This window comes from Aquibium pacificum, assembly GCF_040839445.1.
In the GTDB taxonomy this organism is placed as follows: Bacteria; Pseudomonadota; Alphaproteobacteria; order Rhizobiales; family Rhizobiaceae; genus Aquibium; species Aquibium pacificus.
Genome location: NZ_JBDPGJ010000001.1, coordinates 925,606 through 949,370 on the forward strand (window position 1 = coordinate 925,606; position 23,765 = coordinate 949,370).

Annotated in this window: 23 protein-coding genes; 13 read left to right on the forward strand and 10 right to left on the reverse strand. The window is 61.0% G+C overall.

Translation table 11 applies throughout. From position 1 onward, the window contains the following. The first annotated feature begins 47 nt into the window (after positions 1-47). The 6 genes from ABGN05_RS04500 to ABGN05_RS04525 all read left to right on the forward strand — a co-directional run bounded on the left by ABGN05_RS04500 (position 48) and on the right by ABGN05_RS04525 (position 4,387). Positions 48-587: a ubiquinol-cytochrome C chaperone family protein gene (locus ABGN05_RS04500; RefSeq protein ID WP_367952778.1), complete on the forward strand. Its 540-nt coding sequence runs from the start codon at positions 48-50 to the stop codon at positions 585-587. Positions 588-602: 15 nt separating this feature from the next. Next, positions 603-1,157 (forward strand): YceD family protein, encoded by a 555-nt coding sequence (locus ABGN05_RS04505; RefSeq protein ID WP_367952779.1) that lies wholly within the window; start codon positions 603-605, stop codon positions 1,155-1,157. Between the two features lie 106 nt (positions 1,158-1,263). Further along, positions 1,264-2,319 carry a phosphate acyltransferase PlsX gene (plsX, locus tag ABGN05_RS04510; RefSeq protein WP_367952780.1) on the forward strand — a complete coding sequence of 352 codons (1,056 nt, stop codon included), beginning with the start codon at positions 1,264-1,266 and terminating at the stop codon, positions 2,317-2,319. Positions 2,320-2,327: 8 nt separating this feature from the next. Beyond that, complete coding sequence (locus tag ABGN05_RS04515; RefSeq protein ID WP_367952781.1) at positions 2,328-3,299, forward strand: beta-ketoacyl-ACP synthase III; 972 nt, start codon at positions 2,328-2,330, stop codon at positions 3,297-3,299. A gap of 107 nt (positions 3,300-3,406) precedes the next feature. Then, positions 3,407-3,736 carry an integration host factor subunit alpha gene (locus ABGN05_RS04520; protein ID WP_367952782.1) on the forward strand — a complete coding sequence of 110 codons (330 nt, stop codon included), beginning with the start codon at positions 3,407-3,409 and terminating at the stop codon, positions 3,734-3,736. Between the two features lie 117 nt (positions 3,737-3,853). Continuing rightward, positions 3,854-4,387, forward strand: coding sequence for a MerR family transcriptional regulator (locus tag ABGN05_RS04525; RefSeq protein WP_367952783.1), 534 nt, complete (start codon positions 3,854-3,856; stop codon positions 4,385-4,387). A 22-nt stretch (positions 4,388-4,409) separates the two neighbouring features. On the opposite strand, the gene ABGN05_RS04530 is transcribed toward ABGN05_RS04525, so the two are convergent. After that, the gene (locus ABGN05_RS04530) at positions 4,410-4,775 is read right to left on the reverse strand and encodes a putative quinol monooxygenase (RefSeq protein WP_367952784.1); all 366 of its coding nucleotides are present in this window, start codon (positions 4,773-4,775) and stop codon (positions 4,410-4,412) included. Between the two features lie 105 nt (positions 4,776-4,880). After that, positions 4,881-5,612, reverse strand: a complete 732-nt coding sequence (locus ABGN05_RS04535; protein WP_367952785.1) for a Crp/Fnr family transcriptional regulator — start codon at positions 5,610-5,612, stop codon at positions 4,881-4,883. 152 nt (positions 5,613-5,764) lie between these two features. Between ABGN05_RS04535 and ABGN05_RS04540 the strand changes: the two genes are divergently transcribed. Continuing rightward, a complete protein-coding gene (locus ABGN05_RS04540; RefSeq protein ID WP_367952786.1) occupies positions 5,765-6,001 on the forward strand; it encodes a DUF6894 family protein in 237 nt (78 codons plus the stop codon). A gap of 208 nt (positions 6,002-6,209) precedes the next feature. On the opposite strand, the gene aroQ is transcribed toward ABGN05_RS04540, so the two are convergent. Next, positions 6,210-6,650, reverse strand: a complete 441-nt coding sequence (aroQ, locus tag ABGN05_RS04545; protein ID WP_367952787.1) for a type II 3-dehydroquinate dehydratase — start codon at positions 6,648-6,650, stop codon at positions 6,210-6,212. A gap of 191 nt (positions 6,651-6,841) precedes the next feature. Here aroQ and ABGN05_RS04550 point away from each other — a divergent pair, with 191 nt between their 5' ends. From ABGN05_RS04550 to ABGN05_RS04560, 3 genes are all read left to right on the forward strand, one after another. After that, the gene (locus ABGN05_RS04550) at positions 6,842-9,685 is read left to right on the forward strand and encodes a molybdopterin oxidoreductase family protein (protein WP_367952788.1); all 2,844 of its coding nucleotides are present in this window, start codon (positions 6,842-6,844) and stop codon (positions 9,683-9,685) included. Next, positions 9,682-10,449, forward strand: a complete 768-nt coding sequence (locus tag ABGN05_RS04555) for a 4Fe-4S dicluster domain-containing protein (protein ID WP_367952789.1) — start codon at positions 9,682-9,684, stop codon at positions 10,447-10,449. The genes ABGN05_RS04550 and ABGN05_RS04555 overlap by 4 nt, the downstream gene beginning before the upstream one ends. Positions 10,450-10,510: 61 nt before the next feature. Then, entirely contained in the window at positions 10,511-11,437 is a 927-nt protein-coding gene (locus tag ABGN05_RS04560) for a dimethyl sulfoxide reductase anchor subunit family protein (protein WP_367952790.1), read from the forward strand. Positions 11,438-11,528: 91 nt separating this feature from the next. Here ABGN05_RS04560 and ABGN05_RS04565 read toward each other — a convergent pair whose 3' ends face one another. From ABGN05_RS04565 to ABGN05_RS04585, 5 genes are all read right to left on the reverse strand, one after another. Further along, a complete protein-coding gene (locus ABGN05_RS04565) occupies positions 11,529-11,699 on the reverse strand; it encodes a hypothetical protein (protein WP_367952791.1) in 171 nt (56 codons plus the stop codon). A gap of 101 nt (positions 11,700-11,800) precedes the next feature. Then, entirely contained in the window at positions 11,801-13,234 is a 1,434-nt protein-coding gene (locus tag ABGN05_RS04570; RefSeq protein ID WP_367952792.1) for an alginate O-acetyltransferase AlgX-related protein, read from the reverse strand. Positions 13,235-13,236: 2 nt separating this feature from the next. Beyond that, the gene (locus ABGN05_RS04575) at positions 13,237-14,646 is read right to left on the reverse strand and encodes an MBOAT family O-acyltransferase (protein ID WP_367952793.1); all 1,410 of its coding nucleotides are present in this window, start codon (positions 14,644-14,646) and stop codon (positions 13,237-13,239) included. Positions 14,647-14,939: 293 nt separating this feature from the next. After that, positions 14,940-15,161: a hypothetical protein gene (locus ABGN05_RS04580; RefSeq protein WP_367952794.1), complete on the reverse strand. Its 222-nt coding sequence runs from the start codon at positions 15,159-15,161 to the stop codon at positions 14,940-14,942. Positions 15,162-15,249: 88 nt separating this feature from the next. Further along, a complete protein-coding gene (locus ABGN05_RS04585; RefSeq protein ID WP_367952795.1) occupies positions 15,250-17,133 on the reverse strand; it encodes a glycosyltransferase family 39 protein in 1,884 nt (627 codons plus the stop codon). A 245-nt stretch (positions 17,134-17,378) separates the two neighbouring features. Here ABGN05_RS04585 and ABGN05_RS04590 point away from each other — a divergent pair, with 245 nt between their 5' ends. The 3 genes from ABGN05_RS04590 to ABGN05_RS04600 are packed head-to-tail and all read left to right on the forward strand — an operon-like array spanning position 17,379 to position 21,439. Beyond that, positions 17,379-18,416, forward strand: coding sequence for a DUF354 domain-containing protein (locus ABGN05_RS04590; RefSeq protein ID WP_367952796.1), 1,038 nt, complete (start codon positions 17,379-17,381; stop codon positions 18,414-18,416). A 14-nt stretch (positions 18,417-18,430) separates the two neighbouring features. Next, on the forward strand, positions 18,431-19,432 hold the full coding sequence (locus ABGN05_RS04595) for a sulfotransferase family protein (protein WP_367952797.1): 1,002 nt from the start codon (positions 18,431-18,433) through the stop codon (positions 19,430-19,432). Between the two features lie 21 nt (positions 19,433-19,453). Beyond that, a complete protein-coding gene (locus tag ABGN05_RS04600) occupies positions 19,454-21,439 on the forward strand; it encodes an acyltransferase family protein (protein ID WP_367952798.1) in 1,986 nt (661 codons plus the stop codon). A 107-nt stretch (positions 21,440-21,546) separates the two neighbouring features. Here ABGN05_RS04600 and ABGN05_RS04605 read toward each other — a convergent pair whose 3' ends face one another. Together ABGN05_RS04605 and ABGN05_RS04610 are read right to left on the reverse strand one after the other, a co-directional pair. Further along, entirely contained in the window at positions 21,547-22,410 is an 864-nt protein-coding gene (locus ABGN05_RS04605; protein ID WP_367952799.1) for an O-methyltransferase, read from the reverse strand. 253 nt (positions 22,411-22,663) lie between these two features. Further along, positions 22,664-23,533, reverse strand: a complete 870-nt coding sequence (locus ABGN05_RS04610; protein ID WP_367952800.1) for a lysylphosphatidylglycerol synthase domain-containing protein — start codon at positions 23,531-23,533, stop codon at positions 22,664-22,666. Between the last annotated feature and the right edge of the window lie 232 nt (positions 23,534-23,765).

Sequence of the window (23,765 nt, forward strand, 5' to 3'; positions counted from 1 at the left end):
CAACCTGACCCGCTGCGTGCGTGGCACACGAGGGAGACATGCCCGGCATGCTCAGACAATTCTTGGGCCTGCGGCCGAACGCCAACAGGGCCGTAGCGGATGCCGTCTACAGCCGAATCGTGGCGGCGGCGCGGCAGCCCGAATTCTACGCCAACTGGGACGTGCCCGATACGCCGCTGGGGCGTTTCGAGATGTTGTCCCTGCACGTCTTCCTGTTCATGCACCGCGCGCGCGGTGGCGACCAGGCGCTCGGCGACCTGACGCAGGAACTGACGGACGGCTTCTTTACCGACGTCGACCATTCGCTGCGGGAACTCGGTATCGGCGATCTCGGCGTCCCGAAACGCATGAAGAAGCTCGCGCGGATGTTTTACGGCCGCGCGGAAGCCTATGGCGCGGCTCTGCAGGCCGGCGATGTGTCGGCGCTTGCCGCGGCGTTCCAGCGCAATATCCGGCCCGACCTCGCGGAGTGGAACGGAGCCGGTCCCCTGTCGCTTCACGCGATGGAGGTCGAGCGATGTCTCGCTGCGCAGACGTCCGAACAACTGCTGCAGGGCAGGGTGGAATTCCCGTCGCCGGTTCGCTAGATCGCGGAAGCCGATATGAACGAACATCAGAAGAGCCCGATCTCGTTTCACGCCAGCATCCTGCGGCTGCCCAGGAAGGGCATGCCCGTCGTACTGGAACCCAATGCCGCCCAGCGTGAGGCGCTGGCGAGCGAGCACGACCTCCTGAGCGTCGATCGCTTCCGCGCGGACCTGCTCGTGGAGCCCTGGAAAGGCGACGGCGTGCGAGTGTCCGGCGAGGTCGCGGCGCACATCACGCAAGCCTGCGTGGTCACGCTCGAGCCGGTGGAGAGCGATCTGTACGCGCGAATCGACGCCCTGTTCATCCCCGAGCATTCGCCGCTCGCGCGATACGAGAGGGATCCGTCCGGCGAGATCCTGGTCGATCCGGAAGGGCCGGATGCGCCCGAGGTCTTTTCCGGCGACAGGATCGACGTCGGCGCCCTGGCGGAGGAATTCTTCGCGCTCGAAATCGACCCCTATCCGCGCAAGGCGGCGCCCTCCGGCGAGGCCGTTCATGGAGACAGGTCGTTCAGGGACGAGACCGAATCGCCATTCGCCAGGCTCGCCGACCTGAGGAGGAAACTCTGAACGCATTGGCCAAGCGGCCCGATTACGGTTGTGCCTGCCGCGAAAACAGCTATTTTCGCCGCACTTTGCGGGACGCACTCGGGTTGCGGATCATGATGGGAACAGCGTGGTAAGAATCTCCATCGATGCCATGGGCGGCGACCACGGACCGGCGGTCATCGTCGCGGGTCTTCAGAACGTGGTTCAGAGGCGTTCCGATGTCCGCTTCCTCATTTTCGGCCAGGAGGAAGTCGTTGCGCCGGTGCTGGCCCGGTTTCCGAAGGTCGCGGCAGTTTCGGACTTCGTCCACTGCGAGGTCGCGGTGCGCATGGACGACAAGCCCAGCCAGGCGCTTCGGCACGGGCGCTGGAAATCGTCCATGTGGAAGGCGGTCGAGGCGGTGAAGGCGGGCGATGCCGACGTGTGCATTTCGGCCGGCAACACCGGCGCGCTGATGGCCATGTCGAAGTTCTGCCTGCGCACCATGGCAAGCATCGAGCGGCCGGCGATCGCGGCCATCTGGCCGACGGCCAAGAGCGAGAGCATCGTTCTCGACGTGGGGGCCACGATCGGCGCCGACGCGCACCAGCTCATCGATTTCGCCATTCTCGGCTCGGCGATGGCCCGGGCGCTGTTTCAGGTCGACCGGCCAACGGTCGGGTTGCTCAATGTTGGCGTGGAAGAGATCAAGGGCCAGGAAGACGTGCGCGAGGCGGGCCGGCTCCTGCGCGAAGCCGATCTCAGGACAATGGACTACCGGGGCTTCGTCGAGGGCGACGACATCGGCAAGGGCACGGTAGACGTCGTGGTGACGGAAGGCTTCGCCGGCAATATCGCTCTCAAGACGGCCGAGGGGACGGCCAGACAGATCGCCGAGTATCTGAGGGCCGCGATGAGCCGTACCTGGATGGCCAAGATCGGATACGTCTTCGCGCGCGATGCATTCCGGCGGCTGCGCGAGAAGATGGACGTCCGCAAGATCAACGGCGGGGTGTTCCTGGGTCTCAACGGCATCGTCGTGAAGAGCCATGGCGGCACCGACGACGAGGGCTTTGCCGCGGCTGTGGAACTCGGCTACGACATGGTACGCAACAGGTTGATCGACAAGATCCGAGCCGATATCGACCTATTCCACGCAAAGGTGCCCGACGTGCGCGTCCGGGCCGGATCGAACGGCGAGTAGGTGCAACCATGATACGTTCCGTCGTATGCGGCGTGGGTTCCGCATTGCCCCGCCGCGTCATGCGCAACGCCGATTTCGAAGGCATCATGGAAACGTCCGATGCCTGGATCGTGCAAAGGACCGGCATCAAGCAGCGCCACATCGCCGACGACACCGAGACGACGGCGTCGCTGGGAGAGGCGGCTGCGCGGGCTGCCCTGAAATCGGCCGGCATGACGCCGGACGACATCGACCTGATCGTGCTCGCCACATCGACCCCCAACCGCACCTTCCCGGCCACCTCTGTGGAGATCCAGGAACGGCTCGGCATGCACCATGGCTTCGCCTTCGACATGCAGGCCGTCTGCAGCGGCTTCGTCTATGCGATGACGACGGCCGATCTCTACATCCGCGGCGGCCATGCCAGGCGCGTCCTGGTGATCGGCTCGGAGACCTTCTCGCGTATCCTGGACTGGACCGACCGCTCGACTTGTGTCCTGTTCGGAGATGGCGCGGGCGCGGTCATCCTCGGGGCGGCCGAAGGCAGCGGGACGATCCAGGACCGCGGCATGCTCGCCGCCAGCCTGAGGTCCGACGGATCGCACCAGGAAAAGCTCTATGTCGATGGCGGTCCCTCCACGACCGGCACCGTCGGGCACCTGCGCATGGAAGGACGCGAGGTCTTCAAGCACGCGGTCGCCATGATCACTGACGTGGTGGAGGCGACGTTCGAAGCCGGTGGCATCACCGCCGACGATCTCGACTGGTTCGTTCCGCACCAGGCTAACAAGCGGATCATCGACGCCTCGGCCAAGAAACTCGGGATCGCGGAGGAAAAGGTGGTGATCACCGTCCACCTCCACGGAAACACGTCGGCCGCCTCCGTCCCGCTCGCGCTCAGCGCGGCGGTGGAGGACGGGCGCATCAAGAAGGGCGATCTGGTCCTGCTCGAAGCCATGGGAGGCGGCTTCACCTGGGGTGCCGTCCTCGTTCGCTGGTAACGCTTGGTTAGGCTTTCTGGCCAAGCTAGTCCTTGACCTCTCCCGGTCGATTTCCTAACGTTCCAGCCTATTGTATAAGCTAACTTTTTTCGAAGATCGGACGGACGATGGGGGGAAAGACTCTTACGCGCGCCGACTTGGCCGAGTCCGTCTACCGGAAAGTCGGGCTGTCGCGCACCGAATCCGCTCAACTCGTCGAGATGGTCCTCAACGAGATCTGCGAGGCGATCGTGATGGGAGAGACGGTGAAGCTCTCTTCCTTCGCCACCTTCCAGGTGCGCGAAAAGAACGAGCGGATCGGGCGCAATCCCAAGACGGGCGAGGAAGTGCCGATCCTGCCGCGCAAGGTGATGACCTTCAAGGCCTCGAACGTGTTGAAGAACCGCATCCTGCAGGCACACAAGAAGGCCAAGGATAAGAACAAAGACGGGAAATAAGTCTCGCCCTCTAACGCATTGCCGAGGTGACCGGGCTGTGTTCCACGGTTCGCGGGCTTGAACACTGCGCTGCAAAGCGCTCGAATGGGCGCGAATCGAATTCTGCGAGGGACTCCCATGGACAAGAGCCCTGATGCGTTCCGTACCATCAGCGAAGTTGCCGAAGACCTCGACCTGCCGCAGCACGTGCTGCGCTTCTGGGAAACCCGATTCACGCAGATAAAGCCGCTGAAGCGCGGCGGCGGACGTCGCTACTATCGCCCGCAGGACGTCGAGCTGATCAAGGGCATCAAGGCGATGCTCTACGACCAGGGCTATACGATCAAGGGGGTCCAGAAACTCCTGCGCGAGAACGGCAACCAGTTCGTCTCGGCGATCGGGGCAGGGGACATGGCAGCCGTCGACGCGATCATGCAGCGCAAGCAGGCCGCCGGGCCGGCCGGCCAAGCCTCCCGTCAGAACGACGACGAAGTGCTGCTCGGAGAGCCGAAAGTGCGACCGAGCCGCCGCTTCTTCGGTCTGGGCAAGGCGGAGGAGGACGGTCCAGTGGCAGCCGGCGAGAACAGGCTGTCCCGCGACAACCGAGCCCTGTTGCAGGAGGCCCTGTTCGACCTCCTGGAATGCAAGAGGTTACTCGATCAGGTTCGTTAGCCGAGGCTTACTGAAGAGGCCATCAGTCGTCGTTGGCCGCGTTCAGGTTCTCCGGCCTGATCCCATGCTCCGCGGGCCGCTGCTGCAAGGCCTTGGAGAGCACGAGGCGCCGTGACTTCACCAGAGGCGCGACAGCCAAGCGCACGCGCTGGAGCCGCGGGTTGTTCTCGTGTGATTCCACGGCAGAATAGCTGGCATAGTACTCGCTCACGATGATCCTGTTCGGAATGGGCGCTCCGCTGCGCTCCACCGGCTTCAGAACCTCGAAACGGAGACAGCCTGGTTCCTCCTCCAGCGTCCGGCGCGCATGGTCCCTGATGATTTGAAGAAACTCATCCTCGCGGCCATCCTCGGTCTCGTATTCGACGATGATGCTGAATTCTTCCACGTCGCGCTCCCCTCCGCCTGACGGCTTCTTGTACATCCCTTACGGCCGAACGCGAAACGCTCGTTCCGCGTTCCGTCCGCATGCCGATAGTGGACATGCGGTTCCCTAGCGGGGACGGCGGACCAGGTTGAGGTATGTGGGATCGAAATCGGCGAGCCGTGCGAGACCATCCCAGTCGTGGACGATCACCTGATTTCCCTGCCAAGTGACGTGGCCGCTGGCCCGGAGTTCCTGGATGGTCCTGTTGGTGTGGACGATCGACAGTCCGACGAGATCCGCCACTTCCGATTGGGTGACGGGGAAATCGAAAGCCCGGTCCTTGACCTGGCCCACGACGTCGAGCCGGCAGTAGACTTCGCAGACCAGATAGGCGATGTGCCGCAACGGGTCCATCCGGCCCATGCATGCGATCCAGTTGCGCTGGATCGCCGCGTCGATCGCGACGGTCATGAAGAGGAGGCGCCCCAGGTGAGGAAATTCGGCCGCGATGCGGCGCACTTCCGAGTGCGGTGCAAACGCCATCCTACAGGGCGCCAGCGCCATGACTGCATGATCCATCACCTTGAGAAGCAGGCCGTGCAGGTCGACGAAATCGCCCGGAACGTGGACGGCCGTCAGTTGCCTGTTCCCGTTCGCAAGCTGCCTGCTACGGGCAGCCAGGCCTTCCACCAGAAGGCAGCTTTCCGTCGGCTCCGATCGTTCCGGGATGATCTCGTCCCCGTCGCCGTAGCTGCGCTGCCGCCACGAGAGACTTTCGAGCGCCTTCCGCTCCGCGACGGAAAGCTCGTCACGCCGCTCGAGCATGGAGAATAGCGCTTCAGGGATGAAGTTTTCCAATCCTGCCAGCTCCGGATGCCTGTTGCCCAACAACGGTCACGCTCGTTCCCTGCCGGATTTCGGGCCGGATTTCGTTAATATATGACATAGCGGGAACAACTTAGTCGACCTGCCGTTCTGAGCCAGCGGCAATGAAGTGCGCCGGGAGAGCCATGCCCCGCTTCTTTTTCCACCTGACCGGAGAACGGACGAGACGGGATGAGGACGGGTTCGAATTCCCCGATCGGCATGCTGCGTGGACCGAGGCCGTGCGAACCTGCGGCGAGATGATTCGCGACCAGTACCGGACCCTGGAGCCGGCACGGGCCTGGGAAATGGAAGTGCTCGACGAAAACGGCCGGCGGATATTCAGCCTTAGCTTTGGTGGAAGCGCCGACGAAAGGCCCTGACCCGGTTTATCCAGAGGGGCCACGAGCGTACAGGAGTTCCCAATTCTTCCTGGACCTCTCGCCATCTCTGTGTGGAACTCGTCCGCACCCGCCTGGGTTTAATATTCACTGTGGCTGAATTGGCCCAACAACGCACTGCTGCAGTCGCGCCGCAGCGCAGGTCGTTGCGGCGCGTCCTTTTCGGCGTGCTCCGTTGCCGCTCATGGGTCTAACGTGGCCGAAGGAGTGACCCCATCCGCCTCGTGGCGAGCGCATAGCCCTCTACTCCGAATCCGGCGATGACGCCGTCCGCCCTCTGCGACACGAAGGAGTGATGCCGGAAGCTCTCTCGCTTGTGAATATTAGAGATATGGACTTCCAGGACGGGTCCTTCAAACGCGTTCAGCGCGTCGAGGATAGCGATCGAAGTATGCGAATAGGCGCCCGGATTGATGATGATGCCAGCCGCCTCTTCCCGGGCCTGATGGATCCAGTCGATGATCTGGTGCTCCGCGTTCGACTGTAGCAGGCGGATGCCGAAGCCGAACTCGGTCGCCACTTCGCGGCAGGCCCATTCCACATCCGCCAGCGTTTCGCGGCCGTAGATGTCCGGCTGCCGCTTGCCGAGCAGGTTGAGGTTCGGGCCGTTCAGAATGAGGACTGTCTGCATCTTCACCACTCCGCTCGCGACGCCTCGTCCTTGGTGCGCCGGAATTCTTTGCCGTTGCGGAACAGACGTCTACGCCATTCGCATGACGGAACAAGGGAAAATGCCGGGAAGCATCCCTGCCGGCGTGAGCGGGTTGGGTCATTCCCAAGGGGCGAGGTCTTATATAGGACTGTCGGCATGGGGAGTGTCACATGAGTCCTGAACCGCGTCTCGCGCTGTCGCGGCCCGTTGCCGACACGGTTCGCAAGACCACCTGCTACATGTGTGCCTGCCGGTGCGGTATCGACGTTCATCTCAAGGACGGCAAGATCCGCTACATCGAGGGCAACCGCGACCATCCGGTGAACCGCGGCGTGCTCTGCGCCAAGGGGTCTGCCGGCATCATGCAGCACTATGCACCGGCCAGGCTTCAGGGACCGATGCGGCGGACGGGCCCGCGCGGGTCCGGTACGTTCGAGCCGATCTCCTGGGAGGAAGCGCTCGGTCTGGCCGCCGAATGGATGGGCGACATTCGTCGGGCCGACCCGAAGAAGCTCGCCTTCTTCACCGGCCGCGACCAGAGCCAGGCGCTGACCAGCTTCTGGGCGCAGCAGTTCGGTACGCCGAATTACGCCGCACATGGCGGCTTCTGCTCGGTCAACATGGCCGCGGCCGGCATCATGACCATAGGCGGGGCCTTCTGGGAGTTCGGGGCGCCCGACTGGGATCGGACGAAGCTTTTCGTGCTGTTCGGCGTGGCCGAGGACCATGATTCGAACCCGCTGAAGATCGGCATCTCGAAACTGAAGGATCGCGGCGCGCGGTTCGTCTCGGTCAACCCGGTGCGCACCGGCTACTCTTCCATCGCTGACAACTGGATCGGCATCCGGCCCGGCACCGATGGCCTGCTGATCCTTTCAGTCGTGTACGAACTCCTGAAGGCGCGGAAGATCGACGTCGACTATCTCGTCCGCTACTCGAACGCCGCCTGGCTGGTGATCGACGCCCCGGGCACGGCCGAGCACGGTCTCTTTGCGCGCGACCGGGAAGGCAAGGCGCTGGTCTGGGAGACGGTCACCGAAAGAGCCGTGGCGTACGATGCCAAAGGGGCGAGCGCGGCTCTTTCCGGGCGCTTCGATCTCGGCGACGGGCGCTTTGCGGTCCCGTCCTTCCAGCTGCTGGCCGAGACCTATCTCGACGAACGGTATTCGCCGGAGAACGTGGCGCCGGAGACCGGCGTTTCCGCCGACACGATACGAGGGCTGGCGGCCGAGATCGCACGCGTCGCGTTCGAGGAGGAGATTTTCGTGCACCAGCCGTGGACGGACGTCCGGGGCGAGCGGCACAGCGGCTTCACCGGGCGCCCGGTCTCGTTCCACGCGATGCGCGGCATCTCGGCCCACTCCAACGGCTTCCAGACCGCGCGGGCGCTGCACCTCCTGCAGGTGCTGATCGGGGCGGTCGACTGCCCCGGCGGGTTCCGCTTCGAGCCGCCCTATCCGAAGCCGATCGAGGCGCATCCTCGACCGCACGGCAAGTCCGAGCATTTCGGCTCCTCGCAGCCGCTCGCCGGTCCGCATCTCGGCTTTCCGCGCGGCCCCGAAGACCTGCTCGTCGATGCCCAGGGCAAACCCACGCGGCTCGACAAGGCGTTCTCGTGGGACGCGCCCATCTCCGCGCACGGGCTGATGCACATGGTGATCGCCAATGCGCATGCCGGGGACCCGTATCCGATCGACGTGCTGTTCCTTTACATGGCCAACATGGCCTGGAACTCCTCCATGAACACGGGCGCCGTGATCCGTATGCTGGAGGAGAAGGACGAGGCCACCGGCGAGTACCGCATTCCGAAAATCATCGTGTCGGATGCCTATTCTTCGGAAATGGTGGCCTATGCGGATCTCGTGCTGCCCGACACGACCTATCTCGAACGCCACGACTGCATCTCGATGCTCGACCGGCCCATTTCGGAGCCCGATGCGGTCCAGGACGCCATCCGTTGGCCGGTCCTGGAACCGGACCGAGACGTGCGCGGCTTCCAGTCGGTCCTGCTCGACCTTGGCGCGCGGCTCCGGCTTCCCGGCTTCGTCGACAGCCGCGGCGTGCCGCTGTACCGGGACTATGCCGACTACATCGTCCGCCACGAGCGCAGGCCGGGAATCGGGCCGCTGGCGGGCTTTCGCGGCTCGGACGGAGATCGGACGGGCCGCGGCGCATCGAACCCGAATCAGCTCGACCGCTACATCGAGAACGGCGCCTTCTTCGTCCACCACATCCCGCCGGAAGGGCGGTTCTTCAAGCACGCGAACCAAGCCTATCAGGATTTCGCCGTCCGGATGGGTTTCTTCGACACGCCGCAGCCGGTGACCTTCCAGCTCTACAACGAGACCCTCCAGAAGTTCAGGCTCTCCGCCGAGGGCATCCGGGAGCCCGTGGCTCCCGAAACCCACCGGGCGCGTATCCTGGCCTCCTTCGATCCGCTGCCGGTCTGGTATCGCCCGCTGGAGGAGGCGGCGATCGATCGCGACGCGTTTCCCTTCCATGCGATCACGCAGCGGCCGGCGGCGATGTATCACTCCTGGGGATCGATGAACGCCTGGCTGCGACAGATCCACACGAGCAACCCTCTCTATGTCCCCGGCGGAATTTGCGATTCGCTTGGGCTCGAGGATGGCGACTGGGCCTGGGTGATCTCGCCGCACGGGCGCATAAAGGTGGAAGTGGCGAGGATGGAAGCGGTCAACGGTTCGACCGTCTGGACCTGGAACGCCATCGGCAAGCGCAAGGGCGCCTGGCGCCTCGACGCGGACGCGCCGGAGGCCAGGAAGGGGTTTCTGCTCAACCATCTGATCCACGAACTCCTGCCGCCGAAGGGCGACGGGCTGCGCTGGTCGAACTCCGATCCGGTCACGGGGCAGGCGGCGTGGTACGACCTTCGCGTGCGCATCGAGAAGGCGGAGCCGGGCGAGATGACCGAACCCCAGTTCACGCCTGTCGCCGCGCCCGCCGGTGGCGCCCCGACCGAGCTCCGCTACGGACAGGAGTGGAGCGAATGACCAGTCTGCCGTCGCTGCCGACCCCGAAGAAGCTCGGCCTCGTCATCGACCTCGACGTCTGCGTCGGCTGTCATGCCTGTGTGGTCAACTGCAAGGAATGGAACACCGGCGGCTACGGAGCGGCGCTTTCCGACCAGGATCCCTACGGCGCGGACGTCTCGGGAGCATGGCTGAACCGCGTCCACACCTTCGAGGTCGTGCCGCAGGGCGGCGAGGTGGTCGGCGAAGCCGGCGATGCGCGCATCGTCCACTTCCCGAAAAGCTGCCTGCATTGCGAGGACGCGCCCTGCGTCACCGTCTGCCCGACTGGTGCCTCCTACAAGCGCGCGGCCGACGGCATCGTTCTGGTCGACGAAGACAAGTGCATCGGCTGCGGCCTGTGCGCCTGGGCGTGCCCCTACGGCGCGCGCGAGATGGACCTTGCCGCTGGGGTCATGAAGAAGTGCACGCTGTGCATCGACCGCATCTACAACGAGACGCTGGAGGAGGTCGACCGCGTGCCCGCCTGCGTGCGGACCTGCCCGACAAACGCGCGCCATTTCGGCGACCTCGCCGATCCGTCGTCGGACGTTTCGAGAATGGTCGCCGAGCGCGGCGGCGTGGACCTGATGCCGGAGCAGGGCACGAAGCCGGTCAACAAGTACCTGCTGCCGCGCCCGCGAAAGCCGCTTGCCGACAGCGCGCGCGGCCTGCCGCTTGCCGAGAACACCGAGGGCGCCAAGGGGTTTTTCGCTTGGCTCGACGGCATGCTGGAAAGGATCTGACCGGTTCGATGGTTTCAGACATGCTCCTTCACTGCAACAGTCTTCCGCCGGTCCGCTCCTAGTGCATCCCGCGCCTTCCATCATCGTCTTCACTGTCGCGTCCGGGCTTGGCTACGGCCTGGCGTTCTTCCTCGGGCTCGGCTTTCTCAACCCGGCCTCACCGGCTACGGGCGTGGCGCATGTCCTGGCGCTCTGCCTGATCGGAGGCGGGCTCCTGTCCTCGACGCTTCATCTCGGCAACCCGCAGCGCGCCTGGCGGGCGCTGTCGCAGTGGCGTTCTAGCTGGCTTTCGCGCGAAGGCGTGATGGCGCTCGCGGGTTTCCTGCCGCTGATCGCGTCCGCGATACTGTCGATCTTTGCGGGTGACTTCTTCTGGCCGCTCGGCTGGCTGGGATCGGCCTTGTGCATCGGCACGGTCTATTGCACCGCCATGATCTATGCCTCGCTTCGGACGGTCGAGAGTTGGCACACGCCGCTGACGCCGGCATGCTATCTTTTGTTCTCGGGTGCCGGCGGGGCTTTGCTGGCGACATTTTTCGGCGCTGCCGGAGGCGGGCCGGTCAGGTGGATTGGCGTGGCGGCTCTTGTGCTGTTGGCAACGGCATGGGGCGTGAAGCACGCCTGGCGGTTGCGCGCGCAAGGTCTGGTATCGGCCTCGACGCCGGAGACCGCCACCGGTCTCGGGAACATCGGGCGGGTGCGCCTGCTGGAGCGGCCGCACATGACCGAAAACTACTTGACGCGCGAGATGGGGTTTCGCGTCGCGCGCAAGCACGCGCGAAAGCTCTGGATCATCACTTTACTCGCAGGCGGCCTGCTGCCGGGCGTTCTCTTGGCCGGGGTGCTGCTCCTCGCCGGGGAGGGTGGGCCGTTCGCCGCCGTGGCAACGCTCCTCGCCTGCGTTTCCTTTGCGGGCGGCCTGCTCGTGGAGCGCTGGCTCTTTTTCGCCGAAGCGCGGCACACGGTGATGAACTACTACGGCGGATAGGTGGCGCAGGACGTCCGTACTTGTATCGCCTGGGGATGGGCGGAACGAAGACGTCCCATCAGACTGGCCCGCTCGTTACGGTAGCCGTCGACTACCGGAAGAAGCGCTTTTCCTCGGGGCGACTCGCCAGGGATGATGAGGATTCACCGCTCAATCCCTTCGCTAGCTCTTCAAGGGCACAAGCGATCATGTCTAACTTCTTCGCAATATCCTTCTCGGCGCGCGCGGCGATCGCGTGCGCCTTCACATTTTGAAAAGACATGATTTTCCCCCTAATTAACAAGAGTTAATATAAACCGGGGGGCGTTTTTCGGCAAGCGAATTCGGCTTCGCAACTCGCGCGGCCGTGGCTGATACTTGCGTTTACATCGTGCCTGCGCGGATCTTGAATCCGGAGATTTTGCCGGGATTGATGATGGGATCGAGACGGACGGTCCTGCCGGCGTAACTTTCCGGTAGGACGATCGCCAACACTCGGTTCGAACCGACGTCGGTGAAATCGATCGACATGCCGGGCTCGAAGCCGTCCCCGCTATTCCCACGCACCGGAAGGAACAGCTGGGCGGGCGATTTCGAATCTGTCTTGTAGCTTATCCTGAAACATGGCTTCCCCCCTTCGGGCAATCGGAACAGTATCTGCGAATTCTTTTTCGCGAGGAGACCCGTTGCCGTCTCTGTTATCTGCGAAAGCCGAACATCATCGGGCGGCTCTCCGGTGCAAGCTGTTGCGGCCTTCATGTTGTGCGCGACGACGGCGCGGCCGAGCGCCGAGTTCCAGGAAAAACTGCTTTTGAGAACGCGGCCGAAGAAGCTGCGTTCGACGCTGTTCACGAGGATCCTGCGGGGGAGCTTCTTCCACACGCCTTTTTCGAATTTCTTGTTCAGGTTCAATCCGACATAGTCGCCGAACATGATCTTCAGCGGTAGACGTGCCGCGTTGTAGAAGGAATCATGGATGATCATGGTCCCCGAAAGCTTCTCCTTGAACGCTTCACGAAACGGTCCTCGCCAGTAACCTTTGAGGAACTCGAAATTCTCGACGTCATCGATCCGGAGCAGTCGCATGAGATCGGTGGACCGGCTGGCGGGCTTCAGGTGGCTTTTTGTCGGCGGCGGCGGTTGCCGTCCGACATATGCCATGGCGAGTTGGCGCATGGCATACGATATGCCGAGCGGATTCCAGTGGGTGTCCGTGTGGAAATAGAGGTCCTGGTCGCGCGAATACGGCGCAATTGCCTGATAGTGATCGATCAGCTCCGGATTGATCGTCCGCGCCAAGGCCCGCCACCTGTATGCGGATTCCTGCTTGCATCCCGCAAATGCGCCGGCGCGGGCGCCGAGCTGGTCGGGATAGACGACCGACTTGTCGGGAGAGACGGAGAACCTGAGATCGATCCCGCTCCCGGCGGCGACGTCCTGCATGGCGACCGTGCGATGGAGCGCCCTTGCGGTGTCCTTGGGATCCAGGCATTTCCCGTCGCGAAACTGCGACTTGAAGAACAGCCAGTCCCCGCGGCCGGAAATGACCTTCGAGCTGTTGATGAACCCGAAGACCCGGTAGTCGAGGTAGGATTTGAAGAAGACCGACGCCATGCCCACAGGGGAAAAGGTCAGGATCCTTGCCATCGTGTCGCGCCTGTAGCCGTCGCTCGAAGCCACGAGCGCCCGATAGTCTATGCTGTTCCAACGGGGCGGTCTTTCGGCCCACTGGGAATAGCCCAGAGCCGCGAGCGACAGGCCGGGCAGGAGCATGAAGACGGTGAACAGCACACCGGCCGCGACGTCGATCTTTCTCATCGTCAGAACCTGAAATAGAGAAACGGAGAATATCTCTGCGTTAGCACGAAGATCATGCAGACGGCCGCGAGCGTGGCGATGAACGACAGACGTCCGAACTTCGCGAGTGGCGTCGTGGCATTCTCGAGCATCACTCCGGCCGGCCTGGCGTAACCCTGCATGAGTATGGCCGCGATGGCAAAAGCGAAGATCGCGATCGAGTACGGCGTGAAGGCGACCATCATTTCCGGCGGCAGGGAGAAGGCGCCGACTGTGAACGGGGTAGCCATGTTCGCGACGAAGGTGCCGAAGGTGGCGAGATCGGGCGACTGGAACAGAGCCCATCCCACGATCACGACGGGGAAGAAGTAGAACATGCGCATGCCGATGGAACCGTCCAGCCGGCGCGGCAGGAAGAGCCGCTCGAGAATCAGAAAAGCACCGTTGTAGAGACCCCACAGGAGAAAGGTCCACGCGGCCCCGTGCCATATGCCCGTGGCGACGAACACGATCAGCAGATTGGCATAGGTGCGCCCAGCGCCGAGCCTGTTTCCGCCGAGCGGGATGTAGAGATAGTCGCGGAACCAGCTAGAGAGCGACATATGCCAGCGCCGCCAAAACTCGGTGATCGTGGATGCAGCGTAGGGATGGTTGAAGTTCTCGCGGAAGCGAACGCCGAACATCAGTGCGATCCCGATAGCCATGTCCGAGTAGCCGGAGAAATCGAAATAGATCTGGATCGTGAAGGCGATGGCTCCAAGCCACGCGCTGGCGAAGCTTAGGTCGGTTCCCTGGCTGAAGGCGGCCTCGGCCACCGAAGCCATGGCGTCGGCGACGAGGACTTTCTTGGACAGCCCGAGAACGAAGCGCGCGGCTCCCGCCGCAAAATTGTCCGCGGAGAATTTCGGGCTGTGCAGGTCCTTGGTGACGTCGACATAGCGGACGATCGGACCGGCGATGAGCTGCGGGAAGAACGCCTGGTAGGCGGCGAACGTTATGATGTTCGGCTCGGGCGGTACCTCCCTTCGCCACACGTCGATCAGGTAGGAAACGCCCTGGAAGGTGTAGAACGATATGCCGATCGGCAGGATGATGCTCGCGGCGAACTTGCCGACCTCCTCGCTGCCGAAGAAGCCCGCGGTGCCGAGGACGAAGTAGGTATACTTGAAATAGGCCAGCACGGCGATGTTGATGAAGATGAGCAGCCCGATCACCCATCTGCGACGGAACCAGTGAATGAGGTATGCGCCGGCATAGTTCAGGGTAATGCTGAATATCAGGATCAGCGTCAGCGCCCCCGAACTCCAGTAGAAGAAGGTCAGGCTGAAGAACAATATCGCAAGATGGAAAAGCCTGGTTCGCAAGACCGCGATGCATGTCAGGATCGCGATGGGCATGAACAGAAAAACGAAGGACTGGTCGGAAAATACCATCTAGATGCCCAGATTATTCTGCTACGCCATGAGTCGCGAAGAAGCCGAGGTGCTATCCAACTCGCCTGCCATCATTCGAGGAATGATACAGCTGCCCTTTCGGGCAAGTCGCAGGCCTGAGCTGGAATTTCTTCCTTGACGCGAACCGGTCCCCGTTCGCGGGCGATACATATCATCGAGTTCAAGATTCGCAAAAACCCATATTGCGCCGCACACGGGCTTTCTGCGGGAAAGTGCTAAGCCGTCCGCAACTTCATTCCGCGGTTGATGATGTAGCGCCTCATCGGGTTCTCCTACCACTCGAACATCGCCCACGACCCGAGATGGGCCGCCTCCAGCAGGATGACCGCGTCCACGTACCATGGCAGGCCGGGATCGTGGGAGAGATACCACCCGATCAGGATCTGGTGCAGCATGTAGGTGGAGAAGCTGATCTCGCCGAGCTTCACGAGGATGCGGTTGGAGACGGCGAACTTGGTCTTGAAGAGCGTGAACGGCTCATCCGTTCCTACCAATCAGGGGGCAAGTGCCTGCAAGCCACGCTCCACAGGCGCCCGGCCATTCGCTTCAAGACATGACGGCTCAGGCCGAGGTTGCTCGGTTTCAGGGACAGGATTCGACGGCCCGTCCGTAGATCCCGAGGAGGTAGATCGAATCGGCCTTCTTTAGAAGCGGCGCGTCCGTCGGTACCGCCGCAACTTCGGTGCCTGGCCGCGGGTCCGCGATACAGAGATTCTTTACGGTGACGTTGGGTTCGAACTCGATGGTTTCCGAGCCGATCCGCAGATAGGAACGGTCAAGTGCCGGATCCCCCCTGGCCCAGATCGCCAGTTCGACGGGTTGTCCGAGAGGCAGAGAGACTTCTGCCACCCCATCTGATCCAAATCTAAAGTAGTTGGTGTGGAAATCGCGTCTGCTCTTTTCAACGAATCCAAGCTTCTTGAACCAATTCGGGCGAAGCGGTGTGACATCGAGGCGGCTATATCCCCTCGTCTTCAACTCGCTTTCCACCAGGCTTGGTCCCTTCGCTTCGAAATAGGAGTTTTCCTCCATTCTCGCATACAGCAACGGCTTGAAAAACGCCGGTGCGAGCAGCAGGAAGAGGAGTACGCCGCCGACCGTTCCGAGAACTCTCGAAGTGCGGTTGGCGGATGTTGCGAGGCCGCCCCAGGCGACGAACAACCCCACAATTCCAAACTCCAAGGCACCGATCGAGTACCGCCCTTGCAGGGCGATTCGCCCACTCGAGATCCAGCCTTTGTACACCCAGGAACTCCAGATTGCATAGAACAAAAACATAGTAAAAATCATTACCGATGATATCAATATGGCCTCACGTGCAGCTATTCCGCGATCACGAAAGAGAAAAACTAACAATGGTATGACGGATATCAGAATTCCGGCAGAAACCAGTAACAATTCCCTATTGGTGTTCCCATCATAATAAATTTGATAATGCCCAAATATTCCGGTCGTAGAACTCCAGGAACCCTTCACTACACGAACCGCGATATCCAGCGCAGACGTCTTCTCTATCTCTGCTTGAGATGGCGGGGTGGTGTTGTGAAATTTGTTCTCTCCAGGGCCGAGGTCATAGATCCTTGTATAGCTTACACTTGGAGAGCCATACTTGATCAACATGTTTCCATAGTATACTGAGAAACTTCCGATGGCAAATATAAAAAACAAGAAACATAGGATCTCGTATGATCCAATCTTACGCAGTTGCGAACTAATCTCGGATTTGATGGTCGTTCCAGCGCGCCATCTGAAAAAAGCATCAATAAGCAATTTCGCCAGGACTGCCCCCACGATTGGAATCGCGACGATCGCGACGGTGAGTTTTGTCAGGGCAGCGATCGCCGCAAAGCTCCCCAGCAGGAGAAAACTTCCTATCGACGGCTCTCGCAGCATCTTTATCCCGAAAAGTGCAATCAACGGCCACACAGTGATGGACAATGCGTCATTGCTAACCGCCCCGGCGATGAAAGTCCGCGAAGGTATGAACAGGACGAGCAATGCCACGAATATCGCCGTAGTCCGCGTCAGCATCGAAGCGCTCACGAGATAGCGAAGCAAGTAGTAAACCGCAAATATATGGACCAGATACAAAGCCAGAGATGTTATGCGCAGCGGCGGTATGAGCGTGCGTGTAACCTGTCTGTGGTATTTGCTAGACGATAGCGTGGAATTCGCCAGGTCTTTATCAAGTTTCAGGATCGCCATCGCGCCGGCAGCAAGAAAATAGTATGCCGGAGGATGTCTTAGATGATTGTATTCGGTTCCGTCAGTGAATATTTTTGTTCGATCAAAAAAAGGATCAATTTTTTGTTGATATATACCATAGGCATACCCGAAATGCGCCCTCTCATCTGGATATAGTCCGGTGGGCGTCAGGACACTGGTGCTCGCTACCAGCAATCCCGAAACTGCCAAAATGATTATCAAGAACGGCTGAAAAAGCGGGTCGAAAACGTTTTTTTTCATTGAATTAGATTGTTTTGTTGATGTAGCGTTTCGGCAGCGAGGTGTTTGCGCGGTCGCTTCTGGGCGACAGTAGGGGCTCGACCCGAGAAGCGCAAGCGCATCCTTCGATATCGCAACACGCATGTCATATGGGATAGGAATTCGGTGGTGTTGGATAATTCACCCGTTAATGTATGAATTTCGTGAACATAGTTCTGGCACAATTACTCTGAACCGAAGGAAGAGAGTCTGAAGCAGTGAGAGTATTGTTCGATATCGTGCATCCCGCTCATGCGCTATTCTTTCATCATGCAATCGAGCGGCTGCGCGCAAATGGTGACGAAGTAATGATCGTCAGCCGGGAGAAGAAGGACATTACCACGTTGGTCCTGGACCGGCTGGGCCATGAGCATCGACCAATCAGTGCTGCCCGCTCGGGTGCCGCCGGCATGTTTCTCGAACTGGGACTGCGCGATCTCGCAATGCTGCGGGTAGCCCGTTCGTTCAAACCGCACGTAATGGTCGGGTTCGGGGGCATTTCCATTTCCCATGTCGGCTGGCTGTGCCGGATCCCGTCCATGTCCTTCTACGACACCGAGATCGCAAAGTTGCAGATCGGCATTACTCTCCCGTTCATCACGGAATGGCACGTGCCCGAGACCTACACCGGGCCAGTGCCGCGAAAGGGGCTTTTCAGGTTTCCCGGTACACGCCATCTCGCTTACTTCCATCCGGACAACTTCAGGCCGGATCGGGATCGCGCGATGGCGGCGGGTCTCGATCCGGAGCGCGACAACTTTCTCATACGCACGGTCGGGTGGTCGGCCAATCACGACATCGGCAAGAGCGGCCTCTCCGGTCCTGATCTGATTCGCCTCGCCACGCGTCTTTCGGAAATGGGGCGCGTGCATATTTCGGCAGAAGACGTCCTTCCGCCGGAACTCGAGGGCTTTCGCTATCGCGGCGACGTGCTGGACCTCCATCACCTGATGGCTCATTGCCGGGCCTATGTCGGCGAGAGCGCGACCATGGCCGCGGAAGCCGCCGTGCTCGGCGTGCCTGCGATCTACGCCATCAACGACTACCGGGGGTTCATCGACCACCTCGCCAAGATCGGCCTGGTCATCCGTTCCGACGGTACCGTCGACGATTTGCTGCGCGGCGTGGACCAGGCGCTCGCGCGCAGCGTTTCCGACTGGCGTGAACTGCGGGATGAGGCCGCGACGCGCTGGACGAATGTTTCTTCCTATGTGTATGACGCGATCGATCGATATCGGCCGCAGGGCAGGGCTGCGGCAGCCTGAACGCAGGAAGAGTAATGAGATCGAGCGCTTCCACCACCGTCATCCTGATCGGGTGCAGCCGTTCCGGGACGACTCTGCTGAGCAATCTCCTGAACCAGAGCCCGGATGTGTTCATCGCGCCGGAGACCAAGTTCTTCGAGCGGACCTATGCGCAGCGGCACTGGTTGCGTCTTCTGCCGAAAGCGACCCAGGACGCCTCCGTCGTCAGGAGACTGCTGCGCGACCAGTATCCGAAGCTGCCGCCGGTGTTCGCCGAACACGAGGACTGCATTGCACGCAAGTTCGCCGAACGGCGCGACATTCCAGGCGCCTTCTTCGACATACTGGACTGTTTGTCTGATGCGCGCGTGGTCGGCGAGAAGACGCCATGGCACACCGTGTTTTGCGACGTCATGGTGAACGCCAATCCCGGTACGCGCTTCGTTGCGATCGTGCGCGACGCGCCGGCCGTGGTCGCTTCCCTCTATCAGCGTCCTCGCTTCGCCCGCGTTGCAACGATCACCCAGTGCGCCGCCCGCTGGCTCATCCTCAACGACATGATTCTCGGCCTGCAGAAATCCCTGGGCCCCGATCGACTCGCGCTCGTGCGCTACGAAGACCTGATCACGGATCCGCGTGCCACCATCGATCGGCTATGCGGGTTCCTGGGGATAGAGTTTGCGGAAACGATGCTTCGGCCCACCTTCCAGGATTCCTCCTTGAAGGGCGGTGGTCCGGTGCAGGGAGAGACCGAACTCGACGCCGGCGCGCTCGATCGCTGGCGGGAACGCCTGACGCCGGCGCAGATCGATCTCATCCTCGCGCTGACCGGCGAAATGCGCGCGCGCCTGGGCTATGCGCCGGCGGGCACGTCCGCTCCCATGGTCGAGCGCCTGCGACTCGCGGCCGAAACGGTCGTGCAACGCGCGGGAATCGCGCTCATGCGCAGCGGCTTCTATCCCGTCGGGCCTTTCACCGATTCGGTGATGGAGAACGTGCCGGCGAGATTTGCCCGGGCGACAAGCGGTCGCCCCTAAGGTCCACGAGTTGAGAAGCTCGTGATCTTCAGAGGAAATGAGAACGGTATAATTCAGTCCGGGAAGCTTGGATATCGCGCTGACATCGATGGGTTAAGGGCGCTCGCTGTATTACCCGTTGTTCTTTTCCATGCTGGAATTTCACCATTTTCGGGTGGATACGTTGGCGTCGACGTCTTTTTTGTTATTTCAGGCTTTCTGATAACCTCTATTCTGCGTGATCAAATTGCGAGTAAGCAGTTCTCGCTGCTCGGGTTTTATGAGAGGCGAGCGCGAAGGATACTTCCCGCTCTGTTTGCCGTTGTCGCGGCTACGTTCGTTGGCGGGTGGTTTGTATCGATTCCTGATGAGTATGTATCGCTATCAAAATCAGCTCTATCGACATTATTTTTCTCATCTAATATCTTTTTCTATATTTCTCTAGATTATTTCTCCTCTGCTGCAGAATTACACCCGCTACTGCACACATGGTCGCTGGCAGTCGAGGAGCAGTTTTATATATTTTTCCCATTGTTTTTGATGATATTACCGACAAGTTGGCTGAGATTTTCTGTAACACTCGTATTTGTTTCGTCATTATCCCTAAGCGTCTATTTTGTTGAAATAGATCCGGCCGCTGCCTTCTATCTCCTGCCCATGCGTGCCTGGGAATTGATGCTGGGCGCGATGGTCGCGCTTCAGGTGCTGCCGACCCTCCGTGCGCGGAGTGCCCGCCAGATCGGTGCAGTTGTTGGCATCGCACTGATCGTCGCGCCTACCATTCTATATGGCGCCGAAACTCCTTTCCCCGGCCTTGCCGCGCTGCCGCCATGCATCGGGGCGACGTTGTTAGTCAGTATGGGAGCCGACACTGCGGTGGGACGTGCACTTGCGTCCAAGCCGGTCGTGTTCGTCGGGTTGATTTCATACTCACTCTACTTATGGCACTGGCCGATCCTGGCGCTCCTTCGCCTTTCCGGCGGCGCTGTCGAACTGTCCGCTGTTCAGGCATGGGCGGCGATAGCCCTGTCATTCGTGCTTGCGATCTTGTCGTGGCAATACATTGAACGCCCGTTCCGACATGACCGTCGATTCGATCGAGGTCGAATTTTTCAGCTGTCGGCCGCGGGGCCGCTGGCGTTATCCGTGCTCGCGGTGGGCACGATCGCAAATGATGGTTTTCCGCAGCGCTTCGACCAACGGGTCGCCACTGTACTCGCGGGTGAGAACGACACGTTGCGTATGCGTCAGGATTGCCGCGACGGCACTTGCTGGTTTGGGAATGCAGGTTCCAGTCCCGCCATCCTGCTTTGGGGCGATAGCCACGTCCGAGCGCTTGTGCCCGCCCTTGACCATGCGGCGCGCGCCGCGGGAACCGGAGGGACTGCCCGATGGAAAAGTGCCTGTGCGCCTCTGCTGGGGATAAGACGCACGGATCATGCGAGGGCAGGAGCTTGCCAACGGTTCAATGATGAGACGATAGAGTTCATCCGCCGCAACGCGGGGCAAATAAAGATGGTCGTTCTGGCCGGACGGTGGGCGCTCTATGCGACGGGAACGCGCCCCGACGGAGAAGAGGGCAAAGATATTTCGTTGGCGCCCATCAGCCCCTCGCCGGGCATGGCGGACCAGCCCAGTTCGGCTCTGTTCGAATACGGACTTAGGAGGACGTTCGCAGAACTGACGAAGGCGAAGGTCAAAATTGTCGTGCTCGGTGGGGTCCCCGAAATCGGTTGGCATGTGCCGAGAGAGTTGGCATCAGCCATTGCATCAAATCGCGCGCTGCCAGCGCCGCCATCGCTGGCCGCGGTAAGGATGCGAAACAAGATTGCGGACGAGATAATAAGCGAAGTTGTATCCGAATACGGCGCACGTGTTGTGGATATTGTTCCAGCGTTGTGTCCAGATAAATGCCAGGTAATCGATGGCGATTTCCCGCTGTATTCGGACGACGATCATCTGTCGGTCTATGGTTCAACAAACTTCGTTGGAAAACACTTGGAAGCCATAGGGATATTAGCTCCATAGAAATGTAACCGACGATGATCGGTTTCGGAACCGCTCGGCGGCGCACGGATTCGCTGGCGGGGTCAGCGACGGAAGAGGTGTTCGAGGCGATGAACCCATGCCTCGATTCAGCGGATGACCAACGACCGCCCGGTTATTGGTTGCATGCTCCACACCTTCGGCGGCCTATCGGCATCTCCCAGAATGCAGATGCCGACTTCGCCGAAATCCATGGCATGGGAGAATCCCGGCATGGTCGCGACTTCTTCCCACATCGCCCACATGTCGCGGCCCCACGATATATCATCGAAGACGACAACGGCGTCAGGTGCAAGGAAAGGGCGGATTTCCCGGTAGTATTTCAATGTGGCTTGCCGCTCGTGGTGGCCGTCTATGAAGACGAGGTTTATGCCCATCATCGTAGGCAGAAGATCGACCAGCACGTCCGAGAAAAGACCGTTCACGACCTCGCCTTTCGTGGAAACGGCGCCAATGGTCTTTCGGGCGATTTCCGCAAGGTCGGGGGAACCCTCGATCGTCACAAACCTCTTACAGTGAGGTGAAGTTGCCAGATAGGCGCCCGAGATGCCGGCGCATGCGCCAAGTTCGAGGATTGTTTCAGCCTCTGATGACTTGGCTAGAAGATGCAAAGCCTTCGCCCATCGCGGCTTCTTCCCCGTTGCCGCGACCCGCGCCATGCTCTTGGCCTTAGGTTTTATGGTGCCGTCGCTGGACCAGTTCATCATAGCGACAGACTGGAGGGGGCTCGCAGCCATGTTCTTTCTGAGATGTTCCACCTTCTCGGAAACAGCATCGGTTTCCGCGTCTGCTTGCCCGGTGATGAGGAAGTTCACCATCGGGTCGAGCATTGGCGGGAAGCCCTGCTGTTTGAGCAGCTGGTATCTCGATTGGCGGGATGACTTGAGCACCGGGGCGATCGCTTCGTTGATCGTCCTAACTGCAAATCGAGCTAGTCCCGTCACGAGCGACATTTTCTTTCCTCGGCGGAAATCCCATATCGCAGAGAATAAAGCACAAGTTGTCGGTTGGTGTCGAGGACATTGAACCATCGCCAGGAGGAATGAGCGCGGGCGGAGAAGACGGATGACAACATCCTGTCAGCACCAGTTGGCCCCATGTCGGACATGACAGACCGCCCGGGTTCGGCTCTGCTCGAACATGAACTAGGGAGGACGTTCGCAGAATGGAAAGTCAAACGGGAACCGCGCTCATGCGCAGCAGCTGCTATCCCATCGGGCCCTTCACGGATTCGGTGATGGAGAACTTGCCGGCGAGCTTTGCCCGCCGTTCCTGACGCGCTTCCAGCCAGACGATCACCAAGGCGATAGGGACCCCCGCAATCAGCATCAGGACGCGGCTGATGGTAGCGGAAAGAAATCCGTCGGAGGGTGCCAGGCCAACCATCGGAGCAAGGGCGGCGGAGATGACCTCGCGGATTCCGATTCCCCCCGGCACAATCCAGATCAGCGTTCCGATCATGCTGGCGACGACGAAGACTGCCGATTGTCCATGCGTCGCCGGCACGCCGATGGCTTCGAAGCACCACTGGATGCGCACTGCACTCACCAGAACCTGAAGAACCTTGATCAGCAGCCCGATCGCCAGAAGCCTGGCGGACTTCTCGGCCGCGAAAAGAAAGAAGAGCACGCAACCCGCAACGAGAGTCGCGGACCCGGCACCGATAAGAACCATGCCCGACCATGGATCGAAACCGAAGGACAACCAGGTTCCCGAGTACAACAGCCCGATACCGAGCAGAAGCGCGGAGAACGCGGCGACGGAGTAAGCACCCTTGCGAAAGGTGCCGCCATATCCCTTCATCGCCGCAAGTCGGACCGCCGCTCCGGCGGGCAGCGGCAGCATGTTGGCGGCATTGCCCACGAGGGTGATTTCGAGTGCCCGCCTGAAGGAGACCTTGGCGCCAGCAAACCTCGCCTGCAGGACAAAGTCGGCCGCGAGCAGCAACATCGTCGCCGGGACGCCAACCAGCAGGCTCAACAGCAGCGGCGTAAGTCGGAGGTCAGAAATGGACCGTGGAAAATCCCTTATGGCCAGCACGAGGCCAACCACGAAGATGGCCGCGGCCACGATCATGGCTATCCTGCGCACGATCGGGCGGTTCAGCCAGATCGCCGCTTGCCTCGCACGCGACTGAATGGAAGAGAGTAGCGACATCAGAGCTCACTTGACCGGCTTGGAACATCGAGCCCGTTCGGGCCGTAATAGCAACATGTTCGGCAACCTATCCGGTGTGGCCGGGATACCGCGCGCAACGCCCCGCGACGTGCGGATGCGCATCCCTTGGCGTGGTCCGGAGATGCTGCGC

Excerpts from the sequence above, each read along its gene's own strand:
- ABGN05_RS04500 (WP_367952778.1), top strand. The coding sequence starts at position 48 with ATGCTCAGACAATTCTTGGGCCTGCGGCCGAACGCCAACAGGGCCGTA.
- ABGN05_RS04505 (WP_367952779.1), top strand. The coding sequence starts at position 603 with ATGAACGAACATCAGAAGAGCCCGATCTCGTTTCACGCCAGCATCCTG.
- ABGN05_RS04515 (WP_367952781.1), top strand. The coding sequence starts at position 2,328 with ATGATACGTTCCGTCGTATGCGGCGTGGGTTCCGCATTGCCCCGCCGC.
- ABGN05_RS04520 (WP_367952782.1), top strand. The coding sequence starts at position 3,407 with ATGGGGGGAAAGACTCTTACGCGCGCCGACTTGGCCGAGTCCGTCTAC.
- ABGN05_RS04525 (WP_367952783.1), top strand. The coding sequence starts at position 3,854 with ATGGACAAGAGCCCTGATGCGTTCCGTACCATCAGCGAAGTTGCCGAA.
- ABGN05_RS04540 (WP_367952786.1), top strand. The coding sequence starts at position 5,765 with ATGCCCCGCTTCTTTTTCCACCTGACCGGAGAACGGACGAGACGGGAT.
- aroQ (WP_367952787.1), bottom strand. The coding sequence starts at position 6,650 with ATGCAGACAGTCCTCATTCTGAACGGCCCGAACCTCAACCTGCTCGGC.
- ABGN05_RS04550 (WP_367952788.1), top strand. The coding sequence starts at position 6,842 with ATGAGTCCTGAACCGCGTCTCGCGCTGTCGCGGCCCGTTGCCGACACG.
- ABGN05_RS04555 (WP_367952789.1), top strand. The coding sequence starts at position 9,682 with ATGACCAGTCTGCCGTCGCTGCCGACCCCGAAGAAGCTCGGCCTCGTC.
- ABGN05_RS04565 (WP_367952791.1), bottom strand. The coding sequence starts at position 11,699 with ATGTCTTTTCAAAATGTGAAGGCGCACGCGATCGCCGCGCGCGCCGAG.
- ABGN05_RS04570 (WP_367952792.1), bottom strand. The coding sequence starts at position 13,234 with ATGAGAAAGATCGACGTCGCGGCCGGTGTGCTGTTCACCGTCTTCATG.
- ABGN05_RS04575 (WP_367952793.1), bottom strand. The coding sequence starts at position 14,646 with ATGGTATTTTCCGACCAGTCCTTCGTTTTTCTGTTCATGCCCATCGCG.
- ABGN05_RS04585 (WP_367952795.1), bottom strand. The coding sequence starts at position 17,133 with ATGAAAAAAAACGTTTTCGACCCGCTTTTTCAGCCGTTCTTGATAATC.
- ABGN05_RS04595 (WP_367952797.1), top strand. The coding sequence starts at position 18,431 with ATGAGATCGAGCGCTTCCACCACCGTCATCCTGATCGGGTGCAGCCGT.
- ABGN05_RS04605 (WP_367952799.1), bottom strand. The coding sequence starts at position 22,410 with ATGTCGCTCGTGACGGGACTAGCTCGATTTGCAGTTAGGACGATCAAC.
- ABGN05_RS04610 (WP_367952800.1), bottom strand. The coding sequence starts at position 23,533 with ATGATCGTGGCCGCGGCCATCTTCGTGGTTGGCCTCGTGCTGGCCATA.